We start from the raw sequence: 17728 nt of genomic DNA, 5'->3' as shown, positions 1-17728 counted from the left end.
AAAAACATTTCTCTTATTAGAGAAGGAACTCGTTTTAGTCTCCAGCCGGAGATCGGCAATTATGTAAGCGCTTAAATAATTGCTAGAAAAAGGAGGTTGAGATGGTTAAACAACTCATAAACAAAAGCTTAATTTTGCTTTTTTTCATTAGTTTAGGAGGGTGCACAACGAATGCATCAATGAATGAAGAACGCTACGAATGGAACATGACGGTAACGGTGGGACCAGGTTCAACGTGGTATGCAGGAGCAATAAAGTTTGCAGAGGATCTAGAAAGAGAAAGCAATGGGCGGTTTATAGTAGATGTTTATACGAATGAACAATTATCTGCTGGAAACCCTGAAGCTGGAGTGGAACAGCTAATGGATGGATTAAAAGATTTCTCTTACAACTCTAGTATTATCTATGCAGGAATTGATCCTAGATTTGGGGTTCTAAGTGCTCCTTTTCTAATCAATGACTTTAGTGATGCAGAGCGCGTATTGAATGGTGAGAGTGGGGAGATTCTTAATCAAATGCTAAGGGAAAGAGGGGTAGAGCCTCTTGGTTTTGGAGAGAGTGGCTTTAGACAAATTACAAATGACACTCGTCCCATACGGACTCCTGAAGATCTTGATCATTTAAAAATTCGCGTACCGAGTATGGGGGTTTTTACGAATCTTTACCGGAGTCAGTCAGCAGACCCCATTACAATGGCGTTTTCGGAAGTGTATACAGCGCTACAACAAGGAACGATTGATGGTCAAGAAAACCCTGTAGACGTTACCTACTCCGCAGGTTTAATAGAAGTACAGCAGTACATGACGATGTGGAACTACGTGTATGATGCACTTGTTTTTGGTATGAATAAAGACTTATTTGACTCGTTATCCCAATCAGATCAGGAGCTCATAAAAAAAGTTGCAAAGGAGGCAAATGAGTATCAAATTCGCCTAACACGTCAGAAAGAAGAGGCTCAAATTATCGAACTAAAGGATAAAGGAATGGAAATCTATTATCCAACGGATGAAGAAATCGAACAATTCAGAGAGAGTTCGCAAAATGTGTATGATCATTTTAGAGAGATTTGGGGAGATGCACAGCTAGATACGTTTTTAAAAGAAGCAAATGGGAGCGAGGTCGATGAACGGTGAAACTCGTAGCATACATAGAGAATACCATTGTAATGGTTGCGATGGCGGGGATGGCATGTATTACCTTTGCCAACGTCCTCTCAAGATACTTCTTTGATACATCTTTTGCTTTTGCAGAAGAGATTACCATTAACTTATTTGTATTAGCTACATTTGTTGGTGCTTCCATTGCTATAAAACGCCAAGCTCACTTTGGATTTCACTATTTTTTCACCAAATTCAATCCAACAACTCAACGAGTTCTTGTAATCTTGACTAGCCTGCTCATGTTATTCTTTTTATCATTAACGCTTATTTTTGGTATGGAACTTGTGTTGAATCAAATGGAACGAGGCAGAGTAACACCAGCATTAACCATTCCACAATGGATATTTACAGGGGCGATTCCTTTAGGCTCACTATTATGTATGATACGAACAGTTGAAGTAATGATGATTCGATTAAAGAAAAATCATCAGCTACCTCTTCCAAAAACTGAAGAAGATTCAAAGGAGATGAAGATGTAAATGTTAACAGTGATCATGTTTGTTCTTTTTTTCCTTCTCATCTTTATGAATCTGCCGGTAGCGTTTGCTCTTGGCATTGCAGCCGTCATCGTATTACTTATTGATTCAGGCATGGCCTCTCTCGCGTTATTACCTAGCATTATGTATTCTTCAATTTCTTCCTTTACGTTGTTAGCGATTCCATTTTTTGTATTAGCGGGTGTGATTATGGGCTACTCAGGCATTTCAAGTCGTTTGATTGATTTTGCCTACTTAGCATTCGGGCATCGAAAAAATGGCATTGTTATTGTGACAATTGTAGCAGCGTTTTTCTTTTCAGCCATTTCAGGTTCAGGTCCTGCCACTGTTGCAGCAATGGGGACTATCTTAATACCAGCCTTAGTAAAGAACGGATTCAAAGCAAACTCTGCCTCTGCATTGGTGGCTAGTGCCGGTTCGTTGGGCATTATTCTACCGCCAAGTATTGCGTTTATTATCTTTGGTGTTATTGCGAGTGATATTATTAGCATTTCAATTGGACGATTGTTTATCGCAGGAATTATACCTGGGGTGTTGCTTGCTATAAGTTTACTCATAGCAAGTATGATCGTAAATAAAAGGAACCAAAAACGTCATTTGGATAGTGGAGAAGCGGCTGTGACAATTGAAAAAGCACCAGCTATAGAGGTCATGAAAGCTTTTTTAAAAGCATTATTAGGTCTAATGATTCCTATTATTATATTAGGTGGCATTTATTCTGGTATGTTCACTCCAACAGAAGCAGCCGTTGTGGCCGTGTTTTATTCTCTCGTTGTCGGTTTCTTTTTCTACCGGGAGTTGAAATGGAAACACATTCCGAAAATATTAGTGGATGCTTCTGTTCAATCAGCGGTTATCATGCTTATCATTGGTGTTGCCTCCTTATTCTCTTATATCATTACAACTCAACGAGTGGCTGCTACTTTAACAACAAGTATTTTGGAAATAACAACAAACCCCTTACTTCTATTACTTCTTGTTGCAGTGATTTTGTTACTTGTCGGGGCTTTTATTGATACCATTTCTGCGTTTTATATATTCATACCATTACTGATGCCTGTCCTACTTGAAGTGGGTGTCGATCCAACCACCATTGGTGTTATGATGACAGTTGGTCTTGCCATTGGTCTATTTACACCACCTGTTGGTTTAAATTTGTTTGTGGCAAGCAGTATCTCTGGCGTATCTTCAGAAAGCATCGTTAAAGGTATAGGGTCCTATTTAGTGGCTAGCATTATTGTACTAGTACTCGTGATGTATTTTCCAATATTCTCAAATGCGTTACCAGATTTACTAGGGGTATAGCTTTTTAGAGAACCGTAATTCGTTTAGACGCCTTAAGAAGGCGTTTTTTGCCTTTTTTAAACAAGTTAGACGCTAAACGGGTTTAAATAAAGTACTATAAAATTATGGAAGATTCGTGTACCTTTACTAAAAGGGTATATTTCCTATTATAAAAATCGTAAACTATTTATAAATCGTTTAACTAATTTGAAAAGAGGGATGATGGTGAGCGTCTTATCTGCAGAGCTCGTTGGAGAAAGTTTAGTGCAGTGGCATAGTTGTATGATTAGCGGTGATCTTCAATCTGCAAAGGAATTAAAAAGTGATGTAGAGGCTCTCGTTAAACAAATGGAGCCTGATGACAAAATGTTGGCCTATTATCAGTTAATTGATTTCCGCTTTCAATTATTACGAAATAGATACGAACAAGGTGCTAGTGTCGATGAAGACAGCCTATACGATGTTTGTGTGGAAATAGATGATTACTTACGGTTTATGTATTATTACGTTTCTGGTCAAGCAGAGTTTATGCACGGACGTTATAAATCAGCTATTCGAACATATAAAATAGCAGAGCGTTTAATTGAAAAAGTAAATGATTCTGCAGAAAAAGCAGAGTTCTATCAAAAGTTAGGTATCAGTTATTATCGGATTGATCAATATACATTTGCTTTTTCCTATATGGAACAAGCATTAGAGTTTTTTGAAAAGCATGACACGTATCGATTGAATGAAATCACGTGTAAACAAGTATTAGCTGCTATTAATACGGAGCTAAGACGTTATGATGAAGCGGAACGTCTTTATGACGAGATTTTAAAAGCATCTATACCATTCCCATACACATATGCATTGAATTTATATAATATGGGTGCAAACCGCATTATGTTAACACGTTTTGATGAAGCGATACGCTATTTTAAAGAAGCACTTACTTATGAAGCCTTCGCTACATCGCCTTTAGCCTTAAAAGCAGAGTATTATTTAACTCATTTGTACATGAGAACAGGGCAATACAAAGGTGGCCTAGAAGAATTAGAGGCTAAAGCCATACAGCATCAATCAAAAGAGATAGTAGCTAAATGCTTCATTTGTCGCGGATTATATCTTACTGATGATATACTCTTGATACAGCAAGGCTTACGAAAACTGGAATCAGAAGAGAACTACTTTGATTGCCAAGAGCTTGGCGAGGAAATAGCGAATTACTTTAAGCAGCAAAATAAGTTCGAAACAGCTTTATTGTTTTCTGAGTACGCACTCGAAATGTCAAGAAAACGAATTATACTAGGAGTTGATCAAACGTGAAGAGAAAAATGTCCATCGTTTTTGCATCTTTTTTCATCGTAGCATCTTTGACACTTCCATCAGCAGGGGTTGAGGCCAGTCCGAAACAAGAATTCGGGTTTTACAGTGCAGATGTTAAATCTCCTCCAAAACAAGAATTTGAATATGACCATGTTCATTCTCAGTCCTCACCAAAACAAGAATTTTAGAGAAAAAGGTACAAAAGGATCTTTTATCCTTTTGTACCTTTTTGATTGTCATTTATCTTTCTAAAGCATCAAGAAGAGGGTGTAGGTACGTCTAAGTTAAGCCAATTGATTTCGTCTTTTGATAATACAATGCTTGCTCCTTGCGCGCATGATACCATTTCCTCTTTATTTTGAGGGCCGATAATAGCAGCTGTTGGAAATGATTGATTTAATACATAAGCAAGTGCAATTTCAATAGTCGTTACGCCTTTCTTTTCCGCTAACTCTGCTGCACGATCAAATCGTTTCCAATTGTCATCATTATAAAAAACACGTACAAGGTCTTCGTTAGAAAAATCGTTTCGATCAAAGCGACCTGTAAAAAAACCTCTTGCTTGTGAGGACCATGAGAGTACAGGAATCGTTGATTGCTGGTGCCATTTAATGTCGGAAGCATCTAAGCTAATGCACCCTGGCCAATAAGCTTCTTTTGCCTTTGCCAGACTTAAATTTGGACTTGAAAACGAAAAGCCGCGTAAACCATGTGTTGATGCATAATCGTTTGCTTCCTCTAAACGAGAAGTCTCCCAATTTGATCCACCAAAAGTAGAGATGTAACCGTCTTCAATAAACTCATTCAGCCATTCTAAAATGTGACCAACAGGAACAGAAGGATCATCCCGATGGAGGGCATATAGCTCAACATGATCGGTTTTTAATCGATCAAGACTTATTTTAAGCTGTTCTTTTAGTTCTGCTTTCGTAATGGTGTGGCCATTTTGGTTCGGGTGCCCACCTTTTGTCCAAATATTAACACGTTCTCGGTTTCCATTATTCAGCCAGTTTCCGATCGCTTGTTCACTTAATCCGCCACTGTAAATAAACGCTGTATCAATTGTATTGCCACCGATGCGTAAATAGTTTTCTATCATTTGACTAGCTGTTTCCTGATTCTCAGGGGTAAAATAATCAGATCCCATAATGAGAGAGGATACAGGGGAAGATAATCCCTCTAATTGAATTGTTTTTAACATTGTTTTACAACACCACTCTTTCCCGTTTTTCTTGTGATGCAAGCGCTCCATCAAGTAAACGCATATTTGCAAGAGAATCTTCAATGCCAAAGCGATTGGCCGTTTCACCCCATACAACATGAGCAAAATAATCGGCTTGCTTCGCGTAATGATTTGTATCTTCTACATCAATTTGACGTTGTTCACTCCCTTGAATAAGTTGAAATCCTTCTAAACCACCTGTAAAAGGATCGGGAATAAGAATGCGACCTGTAGAACCAAGAATTTCAGCATCATTACGGTAGGCTGCCCACATGCCACAATCAAATGTTAGAAAGCGTCCGTTGTTAAATTCAACCAAACCTGCCGCTGACATATCAACACCGTTATGAGAATCAGGTGAATATGAGTGAACCGTAATAGCCTCTGGTTCTTCTTCAAATATCATACGTGCTAAACTAAGTGGATAGACACCAATATCGTACAAACTACCTCCACCAAATTCTTTTTTCATCCGAAAATTATCAAGAGCTCCAGCATTATTAAACGAGAAGGAGCTTCTAATCCCTCTTAAATCACCAATGTCCCCATTTTTAATATGGTTTTTAATAAGTGTATAGCGCTCTTGGTAGCGATACATAAACGCATCTAGTAATAATACATTGTTTTCTTCACATACACGTTTCATTTCCTCAAGCTCTAATTGATTCAAAGAGATTGGTTTTTCGCATAGAACATGTTTCTTCGCTTTAGCCGAACGAATGACCCACTCTTTATGCAAATGGTTTGGCAGCGGTATGTACACAGCATCTATAGAGGGATCTGCTACTAATTCTTCATAGGACCCATATGCTGTAGGGATAGAAAATTCTGAAGCGAATGCTTGAGCTTTATCAAGAGATCGACTTGCTATAGCTCCAATAGATCCTGTGCTGGATTCCAAGATACCTGGAATCATTGATTGTTTTGCAATGGTAGCGGTTCCAAGAATACCCCAAGTTAATTGTTTTGACACCATTAGTCATCTCCTTTTACGTACTATCTACTTTACCCTTTGAAAAGAAACCGGTTTCAAATAAAGGTATATCGAATTTGCACTTTTGTCAATGTTTAAAAGTCATTTTTTGAAAAGAAAGCTTGAAGAATGACAACACATTAAAAAGGAGTTAGTGTTGCCATTCATCACATGAGTTTCTTACTGTCACATACGTTGGGACGATCGCCTCTTTCTCTTGTTCTTCGTGTGCAATCAAACCAATTAATGTCTCGATTGTTTTCTTTGCTAGCATCTGGTAGTTTTGATTAACAGATGTAACACCAGGAGGGAAGTGTTCAGCTAAATACGTATCATCAAACCCCGTTACAGAAATATCACCAGGAACTTTCAAACCAAACTTTTTGAACTGTTTGATAGCTCCAATGGCTACAAAATCATTCATACATAAGACGGCTGTTGGTCGATGATCAAGGTGAATGAGATGTGTGGCATCTTTTTCTCCAGCCTCTATGCTATAACCGCTACTATGAATCCAATCTTCTTTAAAGATTAATCCTTTTTCTAGCATCGTTTCTCGAAAAACACTCACTTTCTCATCAGTAGACGAAACCCCTATCTCCCCACCTAATAAGCCAATCGCTTCATGCCCATGGTGAGTAAGTAGCTCAAGTAAACGTCGCACACCACTTGCTTCATCTGTACGGATTGTATGGGCGTCCACACCATCCATTTTTCCATTAACAAAAACAATCGGTACATGTTTTAGTGCGTCGATCATTCCTGCTCGAAGTTCTTCGGTGGGGTGGGTTTGGTTAATGCGACCACCTAGAAAAACAATGCCATCAACTTGACGGGAAATCAGATTGTCCAAATACGCTTGCTCTATGGTGAAATTTTGCATGGAATTGCACAATAAACACGTATAACCTTTTTCGAGGGCTTGTCTTTCAAGCTCTTTAACAATCATAGAATAGAAGGGATGATCAATATCTGGCAAAATGATACCTAGCATTTTTGATTGTTTTAAATATAAGCTTTGTGCCATTACATTCGGCTTAAAATTATATTTATTAATTAACGCTAAGACTCTAGATTTAGCTGGCTCCCTAACATTTGCGCTTCCAGTTAAGACTCTCGATACAGTGGCAGGCGAAACATTTGCTTCTTTGGCAATCCGGTAAATTGTAACACCGTCTTTCTTCAACATTCGTTATCGCTTCCCTTTTTCATTTTTCTATTAGAAGTATAGAATTGTTTGCGAGTGTAGTCAAAGTGAAGCTCCATTTTTCACTTAAAACGGAAATCATCAAAGTGTCAAAATTGCTTGTTGACAAAAAAGAGTTTCTTTTTTAAAGTTAACTGAAACCGGTTTCTTTCGGTTGAATACTTGAATAGTTCAAAAAAAGAGTGGGTTAGCTGTAATTGTAAGCGATACCAAAAGCATGAATGCGTCATACATATTGAGAGGAGCATGAACATGAAAAAAAACTTACTATATGCATCATCACTAGTAGCGCTTGTTTCTTTATCCGCTTGTGGAGGTTCAGGTAGCAGCGGAACCTCTGATGATCAAACCTTAACCGCGTGGGCTTGGAACATTAATATTCCAGTACTTGAAGAAGCAGCTGCTCAATTTAAAGAAGATCATCCAGATTTTGAACTAGAAATTATTGAAGTAGGAACACCGGATGTTTATCAGCGTATTACAACAGGGCTTCAGGCAAATGGAGAGGGTTTACCTGATATTATGCTCGTTGAAGATGATCGCGTTCAAGGTTATCTTTCAAATTTCAAAGATGCCTTTTTAGACATTTCTGAGTATGATTTTGAAGAGAATCACAATGATAAATTTCCTGCTTTTAAAACGGAATTATTGAACGTTGACGGGGGAGTGTACGGCTTTCCTTTTGATGCGGGTCCTGCTGGTGTCTTTTATCGAACTGACTTGTTTGAAGAAGCTGGTATTTATGCAGACGAAATTGAAACTTGGGATGATTTTATTGAAGCAGGTCATACATTGCGGGACGAGCTAGATGTAGCATTAACTGGTATTGACATCAGTAATGATGATGGTGTTTACCGAATGATGTTAAATCAGCAAGGTACATTTTATTTTGATGACAATGAAGAAGTTGCTCTAGCGTCTGATGAGTCGATTAGAGCGATGGAAGTGATTCAGCGATTACATCAAGAAGGGTTAAATGAGAATTTAGTCGGTTGGGATGCATGGTTATCAGGCTTGGCGAATGGTCAGGTTGCTACTGCGCCAACTGGGGCATGGTTAACCGGTTCGTTAACGGAGCAGGCGCCAGATTTAGAAGGACAATGGGGAGTGTTTCCATTGCCAGCAATGGAAGCAGGCGGCAATCGGGCTTCTAACTTAGGAGGAAGCAATTACATGATCTCAGCACAAACGGCTAATCCTGAACTTGCCTATGAGTTTATGGAGTATTTCTCTACTTCTGATGATGTCCAATTAACGGCAATGGAGAATGGCTTATTTCCTTCTCTTAATACCATTTACGACAATGACGTATTCACTTCTCCAATTGGTTACTTTGGAGATCAGGCCATTTGGGAGCTCTTTTCCAGTATGATGGAAGATATTCCTTCTGTAAATTATACAGGAAATTATTCCATCGCTCGAGATGAAACGGAAACGGCGCAATCTGATGCAGCGAATGGAGCGGACGTAACAGATGTAATGACACGAGCCGAACAACAATTACAAAACAGAATGAATTAAATGATCTTATAAAAACAGAAATCGGTGAAGTCCTGTACGTTGCTTCACCGATTTTAAAGAAAGAGGGCTGTGTCATGAACCGATCTAAGGCAACCCCTTATGTATTTTTAGCACCAGCGGTTATTTTGTTTTTACTTTTTACAGCTTATCCCATTGCTGCTTCCATCGTGCTTAGCTTTCAAAAATTTGAAGGTGGAAGCTATGTCTTTACTGGATTTGACAATTACATACGACTGATTCATGATTCGATCTTTCAGACGGCCCTCGTAAATACATTTATTATTTTCATTTTACAAGTGCCGTTCATGCTACTTTTATCAATGATCTTGGCAAATGTGTTAAATAGCCAGTTGTTACGCCTAAAGGGCTTCTTTCGAGTTTCGTTCTTTTTACCAGCCGTCACGTCGCTAGTTGCCTATTCACTATTATTTTCAGTTTTACTACAAGATAATGGGCTTATTAATGAACTGTTTACAAATCTCGGAATGTCCGCCATTCCTTGGTTAACAGATGGAACATGGGCGAAGATTTCCATTGTGCTTGCTATGACATGGAGGTGGACGGGTTACAACATGATTATTTACCTTGCTGCTTTGCAAAATATTCCCCATGAAATGTATGAAGCAGCTAAAATGGATGGTGCAGGGAAAATTAGACAGTTCTTTTCCATTACGATTCCAAGTTTAAAGCCAGTCATTTTGTTTACTGGGATTTTATCAACAATTGGTACGCTTCAATTATTTGATGAACCATTCAATCTTACAGGTGGGGGCCCAGCTAACTCCACGATGACGTTAGGCTTGTACATTTATGAAAATGGATTTGAATATTTTGATTTTAACTATGCAAGTGCAGTTGCCTATGTAGTTGTCATGCTTGTGGCTGTTCTATCTATTATTCAATTTAAAGTAACAGGTGATAAATAATGAAAACAAAAACGGGACGGAAACATTTGTTAGGTAAAGTAAGCATGTATGGTTTTTTACTCGTCTTTTTAGTGATTTCAGTATTTCCATTTTATTGGATGTTCATCGGTGCGACCAACCCATCTTCTTCCATGTTTTCAAGTCCACCGACGTTTATACCTGGCAGTCACTTTATGGAGAACTTAAGAAACTTAGATCAGAATGTAGGCATTTGGCGGGTATTATTTAATTCACTAGTAGTGGCAAGCTTATACGTTGTGCTTGCATTAGCGATAAGTACCACAGCCGCTTACGCCTTTGCAAAATTTACTTTTAAAGGGCGAAATGTTATTTTTACAGTGTTTTTGCTATCCATGATGATACCGTATCAAGCTACATTAATTCCTTTATTTCAAATGATGGCTAACTTCAATTTATTAAATACGTATTTTGCATTAATTGCGCCTCAACTTTGCTATCCATTTGCCATTTTTCTGATGCGACAAAATTTTTTATCTTTTCCTACAGAGTTATTAGAATCAGCACGCTTAGATGGAGCAGGGGAATGGAGAATTTTTATGCAGATCGTATTACCATCCATGAAGCCAGCTTTAGCAGCCACATCCATTTTCCTCTTTATGTTTCAATGGAACAATTTCATGTGGCCCCTTATCGCCATTCGAACACCTGATATGTATACATTTCCAGTAGCCCTTTCAACGTTAAGCGGGGTATCGTATACGGATTACGGTCAAGTTATGATGGGTATTACAATAGCAACTGTACCAATTCTGATCTTTTTCTTAGCTATGCAAAAGCACTTTATTTCTGGCATGCTAGGAAGTGCTTTAAAATAAGATTCACGTTTAGAGAATAACCATTCATGTTATTCTCTTTTTTTGTTCATAATAGTACTGCTGGAATCTGCGTATAGTTTTTCACAATTGAATTGTACACTTATTGTCTGGTAAAAGCTATTAACACTTTGATTGTTTCCGTTTATACTCCATTTAGGTTATGAGATACTGTGCAAAATTATATTCTGTAAGGAGCAATCTTTGTGGTTCTTGATCAACGACGCATAACCATCTTATCTTATTTACATTCAGCGAAAAAACCGATTGATCCTGCTGAGTTAGCAACGCGTCTTGGTGTGTCAAAACGTACGCTTTATAACGATTTTAATGAAATTGATTATTGGTTGTTAGAAAATCAAGTACATCCTATAAAACGTGAATATCGTAAAGGCATATCTTTAACTTCCGACACGAAGACAAGTCTAGTTAATTTAGTTGCATTAAAAAAACAATGGGATTATCGATTTACTCAAAAAGAACGGCAGTACATCATTGTAGCCAGTGTATTGCTGCAACCACCAAACACAACCGCTAAAGCGTTAATGGATCTCATTCAAGTAAGTCGTGGAACCTTGTTTAAAGATTTAACTGCTGTTTCACAATTTCTCCACGATCATCATGTTGAGCTGCTTCATTCAAAACAAGATGGATATCGTATAGTTGGAGCCGATTATGATGTGTGGCGGGTGATTCAAAAAGTTATATTCGTTATCGCTGATGAAGATTTTATTGAAGTAAGGTCGTTGCTATTTAATCAAGTAGAAGCTGGAATAACGAATACAGAACTACAGTTTCAAAATGAAATTAAACAATTGGAGCAAGCGTTATCGCTAACATTCAATGAGCAAGTAGCAACGTCTTTAAAGCTTACCCTTCTTTTCTTATCTAATCGATCTTTTGAAAAGCTTTGGATAGAAGTAGAAGAACAGCAAGTACTTCTTCATACACAGGCTTATAAGGTTGTTGATCAAATGGCCGAACGTCTTGTTCATCAAGGATTTCGTTTATTTAAGCAACCAGAGTGCATACTATTTGTTATTCGGCTGTTAAGCTCCCGGGTAACGGATATTCATACTCGTGATCGACAAGACGAACAAACGGATGTGTTGACGTTAACAAAAGAAATCATTGAGCGGTTTGAATACCATAGTGGAGTTAATTTTCACGAAAAAGAGCGCTTGTACAAGAATTTAGTGGCACACATCAAACCTGCCTATTACAGATTAAAGTATAATGAACAACTCAATCACCGGTATTTACCGCTTATTGAACACCAACTTAAAGAAATCTATACGTTGACTGAAAAAGCTTTAAAACCACTTGAAGAATACGTGAATCGACCAATTCCAAGGGAAGAAGTTGCCCTTATTGCGATGCACTTTGGTGGGTGGATTAATCGAAAAAGGGAAAATCGAAAAAAAGCGTATAAAGCGGTTGTTGTTTGTGAGAATGGTATTGCTGCGTCATCAATGCTTTTCTCTCAATTAGAAGTCTTATTACCGGAAGTAGAATTTCTTACGTATATCCCAATACGTTTGTTTAACAAGTATGAGAAAAAAGTAGATCTCGCCTTTTCTACAACTTTTATAAGCGAATCCCTCATTCCGATTATCTACGTTCCGGCAATTCTTGGAGATCGAGAAAAGGCACATATCTTTCGTGAGTTACAAAGCTTTTTGGATCCTGAACGCTTAAAACAGTCTGAATTTGAAAGCGTTCTGCATATTATTGAAAAAAATGCTGATATTCGTGATAGACAAGCATTAATTCATCAACTAGAACCATTCTTTCGCCCAACTAGATTAAGACTTGAGGTGTATAAACCGATGTTACATGAGATAGTAGACAAGAGCATGATTCAGGTTCAGCCTACCGTTTCTTCCTGGCAGGAAGCGATTACGATAGCTGCTCAGCCGCTATTACAAAACGAATCGATTGTTGAATCCTATATTCATGCCATGATTAATAATGTAACAACGAACGGACCCTATATTGTGATCGCACCTTCCATTGCGATGCCACACGCAAGACCTGAAGAAGGCGTTAATAAGCTTGGGATCAGTATATTGAAACTAAATGAACCTGTTTCTTTTTCTAATGAAGCCAAACATAATGCACAAATTATCATCGTTTTAGCGGCCATTGATAATGAGACCCATCTCAAAGCGTTATCCCAACTCTCTGAGCTGCTTTCAGAACAGAAAAACGTTCAAGACATTTTGGCAAGTACATCAGCTTCACAAATTGAAACCATTCTTCATAAGGAGAATGAAGGAGGACAAGAACAATGAAAAAAGTATTAGTTGTATGTGGAAATGGATTAGGAAGTTCTATGATTGTTGAAATGAATGCAAAGCAAGTTTTAAAGGATTTAGATAAACAAGCAGATGTGTCTCACACAGATTTAACAACAGCAAAAACTGAAAACGCGGACTTATATATTGGTTCAGAAGAGATTGTTTCCAATTTAAGAGATGGTTCTCGAAACGTAGTGGGCCTAAAAAACCTACTTGATAAAAATGAATTACGAGAAGTCCTAAACCAACATGTATAAGCTAAAGGAGGTAGTCACCAATGGTTGATTTCATCATGAATGATCTCTTAGGTACTCCTGAACTACTTGTTGGTCTTTTTGCACTCATCGGCTTACTTGCTCAGAGAAAAGCAGTTGCCGATGTAGTGTCAGGAACCCTAAAAACCGTACTTGGCTTTGTTATTTTAGGAGCAGGTGCCATGGTCATTACACAGTCATTAGATCAATTTAGTGCGATGTTTAATCACGCATTCGATGTAAACGGTGTCATACCGAATAACGAAGTAATCGTTGCCATAGCGCAAGATGCATTTGGTACTGAAACAGCGATGATCATGTTATTCGGGATGATGGCAAATATTCTGTTTGCTCGTATTACACCCTTTAAGTATATCTTTTTAACTGGACACCACATCATGTTTATGGCTTGCTTGATAGCCGTCATTTTAACTACTGCTGGTATGGCTGGAGTTCCAATGGTCGTACTAGGCGCTATCATCTTAGGATCTTTAATGGTGCTTCTACCAGCTATGCTTCAACCTTTCACTCGTGAGATCACGGGTTCTGATGATATTGCTGTTGGTCATTTTGGGTCTTTCGGCTATTATGCTTCTGCTACAATCGGAAAATGGTTTGGCAATAAAGAAAAATCTACTGAAGATATAAAAGTGCCAAAATCACTTGGTTTCTTAAGAGATACGACAGTTGCTGTATCCTTAACAATGGTTATTTTATTCGTTGTCGTTTCACTATTTACAGGAAGTGAATTTATTGAATCACAGTTGAGTGGCGGACAAAACTTTCTTGTGTTCTCTTTAATGCAAGCATTGGCCTTCGCGGCTGGCGTATACATCATTCTCACAGGTGTACGAATGTTGCTTGGAGAAATTGTTCCGGCTTTTAAAGGAATCGCTGACAAAATTGTACCAAATGCAAAGCCAGCACTTGATGCACCTGCTGTTTTCCCATTTGCAAACAACGCTGTTATTATAGGATTTTTGTTTAGTTTCGCAGCTGGTTTAATCAGTATGATGTTTCTACCACTCTTTGGCTTAGCAGTAATAGTACCAGGACTTGTACCGCATTTCTTTACAGGTGCAGCAGCTGGAGTTTTCGGAAATGCTACTGGTGGAAGACGGGGAGCCATTATTGGTGCTATGGTAAATGGAGTTTTTATTAGCTTCTTACCAGCATTACTATTACCTGTCCTCGGAGATCTCGGTTTCCAAAGTACGACGTTTGGTGATTCAGACTTTGGAGTAGTAGGGATTGCACTTGGCATACTTAGCCAACAAATAAATTCGACTATTGCATTCACGGTTATCGTCTTAGCTATTATCGCAGGCTTTTTCTTAATTGGAATAAAAACGAGGAAAAAACCATCTGAGACAAACCACTCTTAACTAAAAATAAAATTTTTCAATCCACTTTAATTCAAGCTCAGATCCTTTCGTATCTGGGCTTTTTTTGTTTTTACTTTGCAACAAAATTTGGCCCTTTATAAACATGCATGTATACTCTTTAAATCTAAAACGAAAAATCGTCAGGACTTCACCTTGTCCCATTCACAACTAAAAAATTTATGAATACTATTTAGAAAGCCTTTTTTTCCTACATATAAAAATACATTTGTATAAGGGCTGTTTACGATGAAAAAAATTTCTAAATATGAATATTGTATACATCAAAGCATTGTCCAATTTAAAAGGACACCAACAAATGGAGGATCTTTATTTAGCACCTATTGTAGCTATTGTAACGATGTGAGCGGCGTTACTGGGGCCACTGGCGTTACTGGGGCTACTGGCATTACAGGAGCTACTGGCATTACAGGAGCTACTGGGGCTACTGGCATTACAGGAGCTACTGGAGCTACAGGCCCTACTGGAGCTACTGGTGTTACTGGAGCTACGGGAGTTACAGGATCTACTGGTGTTACTGGCATTACTGGAGCTACTGGGGTTACTGGGGCTACTGGCATTACCGGAGCTACTGGTGTTACGGGTGCTACTGGCGGTACGGGTGCCACTGGAGCTACTGGTATTACAGGTGCCACTGGAGTAACCGGAGCTACTGGTGTTACTGGTGCTACAGGAGTAACGGGAGTTACTGGAGCTACTGGTGTTACTGGAGCCACTGGGGTAACGGGTGTTACTGGTGCCACCGGGGCCACTGGACCTACAGGTCCTACTGGAGTTACAGGAGCCACTGGGGTTACTGGGGCTACTGGTGCCACCGGGGCTACTGGTGTTACTGGCATTACAGGAGCTACTGGGGTTACAGGAGTAACGGGAGTTACTGGTGCTACTGGCATTACCGGACCTACTGGTCCTACTGGTGTTACTGGTGTTACTGGTGTTACTGGTGCTACAGGAGTAACGGGAGTTACTGGTGCTACTGGTGCTACTGGCATTACTGGAGCTACTGGTGCCACTGGAGTTACTGGGGCTACAGGAGTAACGGGTGCTACTGGAGTTACTGGGGCTACAGGAGTTACTGGTCCTACCGGAGTTACTGGTGCTACTGGCGTTACTGGACCTACAGGTCCTACTGGAGTTACAGGAGCCACTGGGGTTACAGGTGCTACTGGGGTAACGGGTGCTACTGGAGTTACTGGCGTTACTGGAGCTACAGGAGTAACGGGATCTACTGGTGTTACCGGCGTCACTGGGGCTACTGGTGTTACTGGGGCTACAGGAGTTACAGGAGTTACAGGAGTTACAGGAGCCACTGGGATTACAGGTGCTACTGGTGCCACCGGGGCTACTGGGGTTACTGGCATTACAGGAGCTACTGGTATTACAGGAGTTACTGGAGTTACTGGAGCTACAGGAGTTACGGGTGCTACTGGACCTACGGGTGTCTCAGGAACTACCGGAGTTACAGGAGCTACTGGTGTTACTGGTGCTACAGGAGTAACGGGAGTTACAGGGGCTACTGGCATTACTGGAGCGACTGGTGCCACTGGAGTAACGGGAGTTACTGGGGCTACAGGAGTAACCGGAGCCACTGGCATTACTGGAGCTACTGGTGCCACTGGAGTAACGGGAGTTACTGGGGCTACAGGAGTCACTGGGGCTACAGGAGTAACCGGAGCCACTGGCATTACCGGAGTTACAGGTGCTACTGGCGTTACGGGAGCCACTGGGGTTACCGGAGTCACTGGGGCTACAGGAGTTACTGGGGCTACTGGAGTTACTGGTCCTACCGGAGTTACTGGTGCGACTGGCATTACCGGAGTCACTGGAGTTACTGGAGCTACAGGTGCTACTGGAGTAACGGGAGTTACTGGAGCTACAGGTCCTACTGGAGCCACTGGCATTACTGGAGTTACTGGTGCTACTGGAGCTACTGGCGTTACTGGTCCTACTGGAGTTACCGGAGTTACAGGTGCTACTGGAGCTACTGGTCCTACCGGAGCTACTGGCGTCACCGGAGTTACTGGTGCCACCGGAGTTACTGGTGCCACCGGCGTTACTGGTGCCACTGGTGTTACTGGAGCTACTGGAGTAACAGGAGCTACTGGAGTCACTGGGATTACTGGCGTTACAGGTGCCACCGGCGTTACTGGTGCCACTGGCATTACAGGAGCTACAGGGGTTACAGGAGTTACTGGAGTCACTGGGGCTACAGGAGTAACCGGAGCCACTGGCATTACAGGAGTTACTGGTGCTACTGGCGTTACGGGTGCTACTGGCGTTACTGGTGCCACTGGGGTTACCGGAGTCACTGGAGTTACTGGAGCTACTGGCGTTACTGGTGCTACTGGCGTTACGGGAGTTACGGGAGTTACTGGAGCTACTGGTCCTACGGGTGCTACTGGAGCTACTGGCATTACTGGAGCTACTGGCATTACCGGACCTACTGGTGTTACTGGTGCAACAGGAGTAACGGGAGTTACAGGGGCTACTGGCATTACTGGAGCTACTGGTGCCACTGGAGTAACGGGAGTTACTGGGGCTACAGGAGTAACCGGAGCCACTGGCATTACCGGAGTTACTGGTGCTACTGGCGTTACGGGTGCTACTGGAGTTACCGGAGTTACAGGTGCTACTGGCATTACTGGAGCTACTGGCGTTATGGGTGTTACTGGTGTTACTGGTGTTACTGGGGCTACAGGAGTAACGGGTGCTACAGGAGTTACTGGGGCTACTGGAGTTACTGGTCCTACCGGAGTTACTGGTGCGACTGGCATTACCGGAGTCACTGGAGTTACTGGAGCTACAGGTGCTACTGGAGTAACGGGAGTTACTGGAGCTAC

15 protein-coding genes are annotated in these 17728 nt (G+C 40.5%); 12 read left to right on the top strand and 3 right to left on the bottom strand.

All coding sequences use genetic code 11. The features are described 5' to 3' along the window. Positions 1-101 precede the first annotated feature (101 nt). The 5 genes from E2L03_RS00075 to E2L03_RS00055 all read left to right on the top strand — a co-directional run bounded on the left by E2L03_RS00075 (position 102) and on the right by E2L03_RS00055 (position 4437). Positions 102-1133, top strand: coding sequence for a DctP family TRAP transporter solute-binding subunit (locus E2L03_RS00075; RefSeq protein WP_134258385.1), 1032 nt, complete (start codon positions 102-104; stop codon positions 1131-1133). After that, positions 1130-1639 carry a TRAP transporter small permease gene (locus E2L03_RS00070; RefSeq protein ID WP_124742084.1) on the top strand — a complete coding sequence of 170 codons (510 nt, stop codon included), beginning with the start codon at positions 1130-1132 and terminating at the stop codon, positions 1637-1639. Before E2L03_RS00075 ends, E2L03_RS00070 begins: the two co-directional genes overlap by 4 nt. Beyond that, positions 1640-2962, top strand: a complete 1323-nt coding sequence (locus E2L03_RS00065; RefSeq protein WP_134258384.1) for a TRAP transporter large permease — start codon at positions 1640-1642, stop codon at positions 2960-2962. Between the two features lie 204 nt (positions 2963-3166). Continuing rightward, a complete protein-coding gene (locus tag E2L03_RS00060) occupies positions 3167-4249 on the top strand; it encodes a Rap family tetratricopeptide repeat protein (RefSeq protein WP_166740157.1) in 1083 nt (360 codons plus the stop codon). Further along, entirely contained in the window at positions 4246-4437 is a 192-nt protein-coding gene (locus E2L03_RS00055; protein ID WP_038479909.1) for a hypothetical protein, read from the top strand. The genes E2L03_RS00060 and E2L03_RS00055 overlap by 4 nt, the downstream gene beginning before the upstream one ends. 68 nt (positions 4438-4505) lie before the next feature. Here the strand turns inward: E2L03_RS00055 and E2L03_RS00050 are convergent, their stop codons facing one another. The 3 genes from E2L03_RS00050 to E2L03_RS00040 form a co-directional block, all read right to left on the bottom strand. After that, on the bottom strand, positions 4506-5450 hold the full coding sequence (locus E2L03_RS00050) for an aldo/keto reductase (protein WP_134258382.1): 945 nt from the start codon (positions 5448-5450) through the stop codon (positions 4506-4508). 4 nt (positions 5451-5454) lie between these two features. After that, the gene (locus tag E2L03_RS00045) at positions 5455-6447 is read right to left on the bottom strand and encodes a Gfo/Idh/MocA family protein (RefSeq protein WP_134258381.1); all 993 of its coding nucleotides are present in this window, start codon (positions 6445-6447) and stop codon (positions 5455-5457) included. A gap of 148 nt (positions 6448-6595) precedes the next feature. Continuing rightward, positions 6596-7633 carry a LacI family DNA-binding transcriptional regulator gene (locus E2L03_RS00040; RefSeq protein ID WP_038479900.1) on the bottom strand — a complete coding sequence of 346 codons (1038 nt, stop codon included), beginning with the start codon at positions 7631-7633 and terminating at the stop codon, positions 6596-6598. A 270-nt stretch (positions 7634-7903) separates the two neighbouring features. On the opposite strand from E2L03_RS00040, the gene E2L03_RS00035 reads away from it, so the two are divergent. From E2L03_RS00035 to E2L03_RS00005, 7 genes are all read left to right on the top strand, one after another. Next, positions 7904-9172, top strand: coding sequence for an ABC transporter substrate-binding protein (locus tag E2L03_RS00035; protein WP_134258380.1), 1269 nt, complete (start codon positions 7904-7906; stop codon positions 9170-9172). A 74-nt stretch (positions 9173-9246) separates the two neighbouring features. Further along, positions 9247-10098, top strand: a complete 852-nt coding sequence (locus E2L03_RS00030; RefSeq protein WP_078440139.1) for a carbohydrate ABC transporter permease — start codon at positions 9247-9249, stop codon at positions 10096-10098. Continuing rightward, the gene (locus E2L03_RS00025; RefSeq protein WP_038479893.1) at positions 10098-10934 is read left to right on the top strand and encodes a carbohydrate ABC transporter permease; all 837 of its coding nucleotides are present in this window, start codon (positions 10098-10100) and stop codon (positions 10932-10934) included. The genes E2L03_RS00030 and E2L03_RS00025 overlap by 1 nt, the downstream gene beginning before the upstream one ends. A 203-nt stretch (positions 10935-11137) precedes the next feature. Next, a complete protein-coding gene (locus tag E2L03_RS00020; protein ID WP_134258379.1) occupies positions 11138-13225 on the top strand; it encodes a BglG family transcription antiterminator in 2088 nt (695 codons plus the stop codon). Next, positions 13222-13488, top strand: coding sequence for a PTS sugar transporter subunit IIB (locus E2L03_RS00015; RefSeq protein WP_078440141.1), 267 nt, complete (start codon positions 13222-13224; stop codon positions 13486-13488). The genes E2L03_RS00020 and E2L03_RS00015 overlap by 4 nt, the downstream gene beginning before the upstream one ends. 20 nt (positions 13489-13508) lie before the next feature. Beyond that, positions 13509-14870: a PTS ascorbate transporter subunit IIC gene (gene ulaA / locus E2L03_RS00010; RefSeq protein WP_134258378.1), complete on the top strand. Its 1362-nt coding sequence runs from the start codon at positions 13509-13511 to the stop codon at positions 14868-14870. Between the two features lie 246 nt (positions 14871-15116). Next, positions 15117-17728 (top strand): beta strand repeat-containing protein (locus E2L03_RS00005; RefSeq protein ID WP_134258377.1); only part of this gene is annotated, 2612 nt, incomplete at its 3' end.

This window comes from Shouchella oshimensis (genome assembly GCF_004375095.1).
GTDB lineage: Bacteria > Bacillota > Bacilli > Bacillales > Bacillaceae_D > Shouchella > Shouchella oshimensis.
Note: the sequence above shows the minus strand (reverse complement) of the source record. Positions and strands in the feature narration are given on the sequence as shown.

Bases quoted from the DNA above. Each gene is read 5' to 3' on its own strand.
- E2L03_RS00035 (WP_134258380.1), top strand. From the start codon at position 7,904: ATGAAAAAAAACTTACTATATGCATCATCACTAGTAGCGCTTGTTTCT.
- E2L03_RS00045 (WP_134258381.1), bottom strand. From the start codon at position 6,447: ATGGTGTCAAAACAATTAACTTGGGGTATTCTTGGAACCGCTACCATT.
- ulaA (WP_134258378.1), top strand. From the start codon at position 13,509: ATGGTTGATTTCATCATGAATGATCTCTTAGGTACTCCTGAACTACTT.
- E2L03_RS00030 (WP_078440139.1), top strand. From the start codon at position 9,247: ATGAACCGATCTAAGGCAACCCCTTATGTATTTTTAGCACCAGCGGTT.
- E2L03_RS00025 (WP_038479893.1), top strand. From the start codon at position 10,098: ATGAAAACAAAAACGGGACGGAAACATTTGTTAGGTAAAGTAAGCATG.
- E2L03_RS00075 (WP_134258385.1), top strand. From the start codon at position 102: ATGGTTAAACAACTCATAAACAAAAGCTTAATTTTGCTTTTTTTCATT.
- E2L03_RS00015 (WP_078440141.1), top strand. From the start codon at position 13,222: ATGAAAAAAGTATTAGTTGTATGTGGAAATGGATTAGGAAGTTCTATG.
- E2L03_RS00040 (WP_038479900.1), bottom strand. From the start codon at position 7,633: ATGTTGAAGAAAGACGGTGTTACAATTTACCGGATTGCCAAAGAAGCA.
- E2L03_RS00050 (WP_134258382.1), bottom strand. From the start codon at position 5,450: ATGTTAAAAACAATTCAATTAGAGGGATTATCTTCCCCTGTATCCTCT.
- E2L03_RS00065 (WP_134258384.1), top strand. From the start codon at position 1,640: ATGTTAACAGTGATCATGTTTGTTCTTTTTTTCCTTCTCATCTTTATG.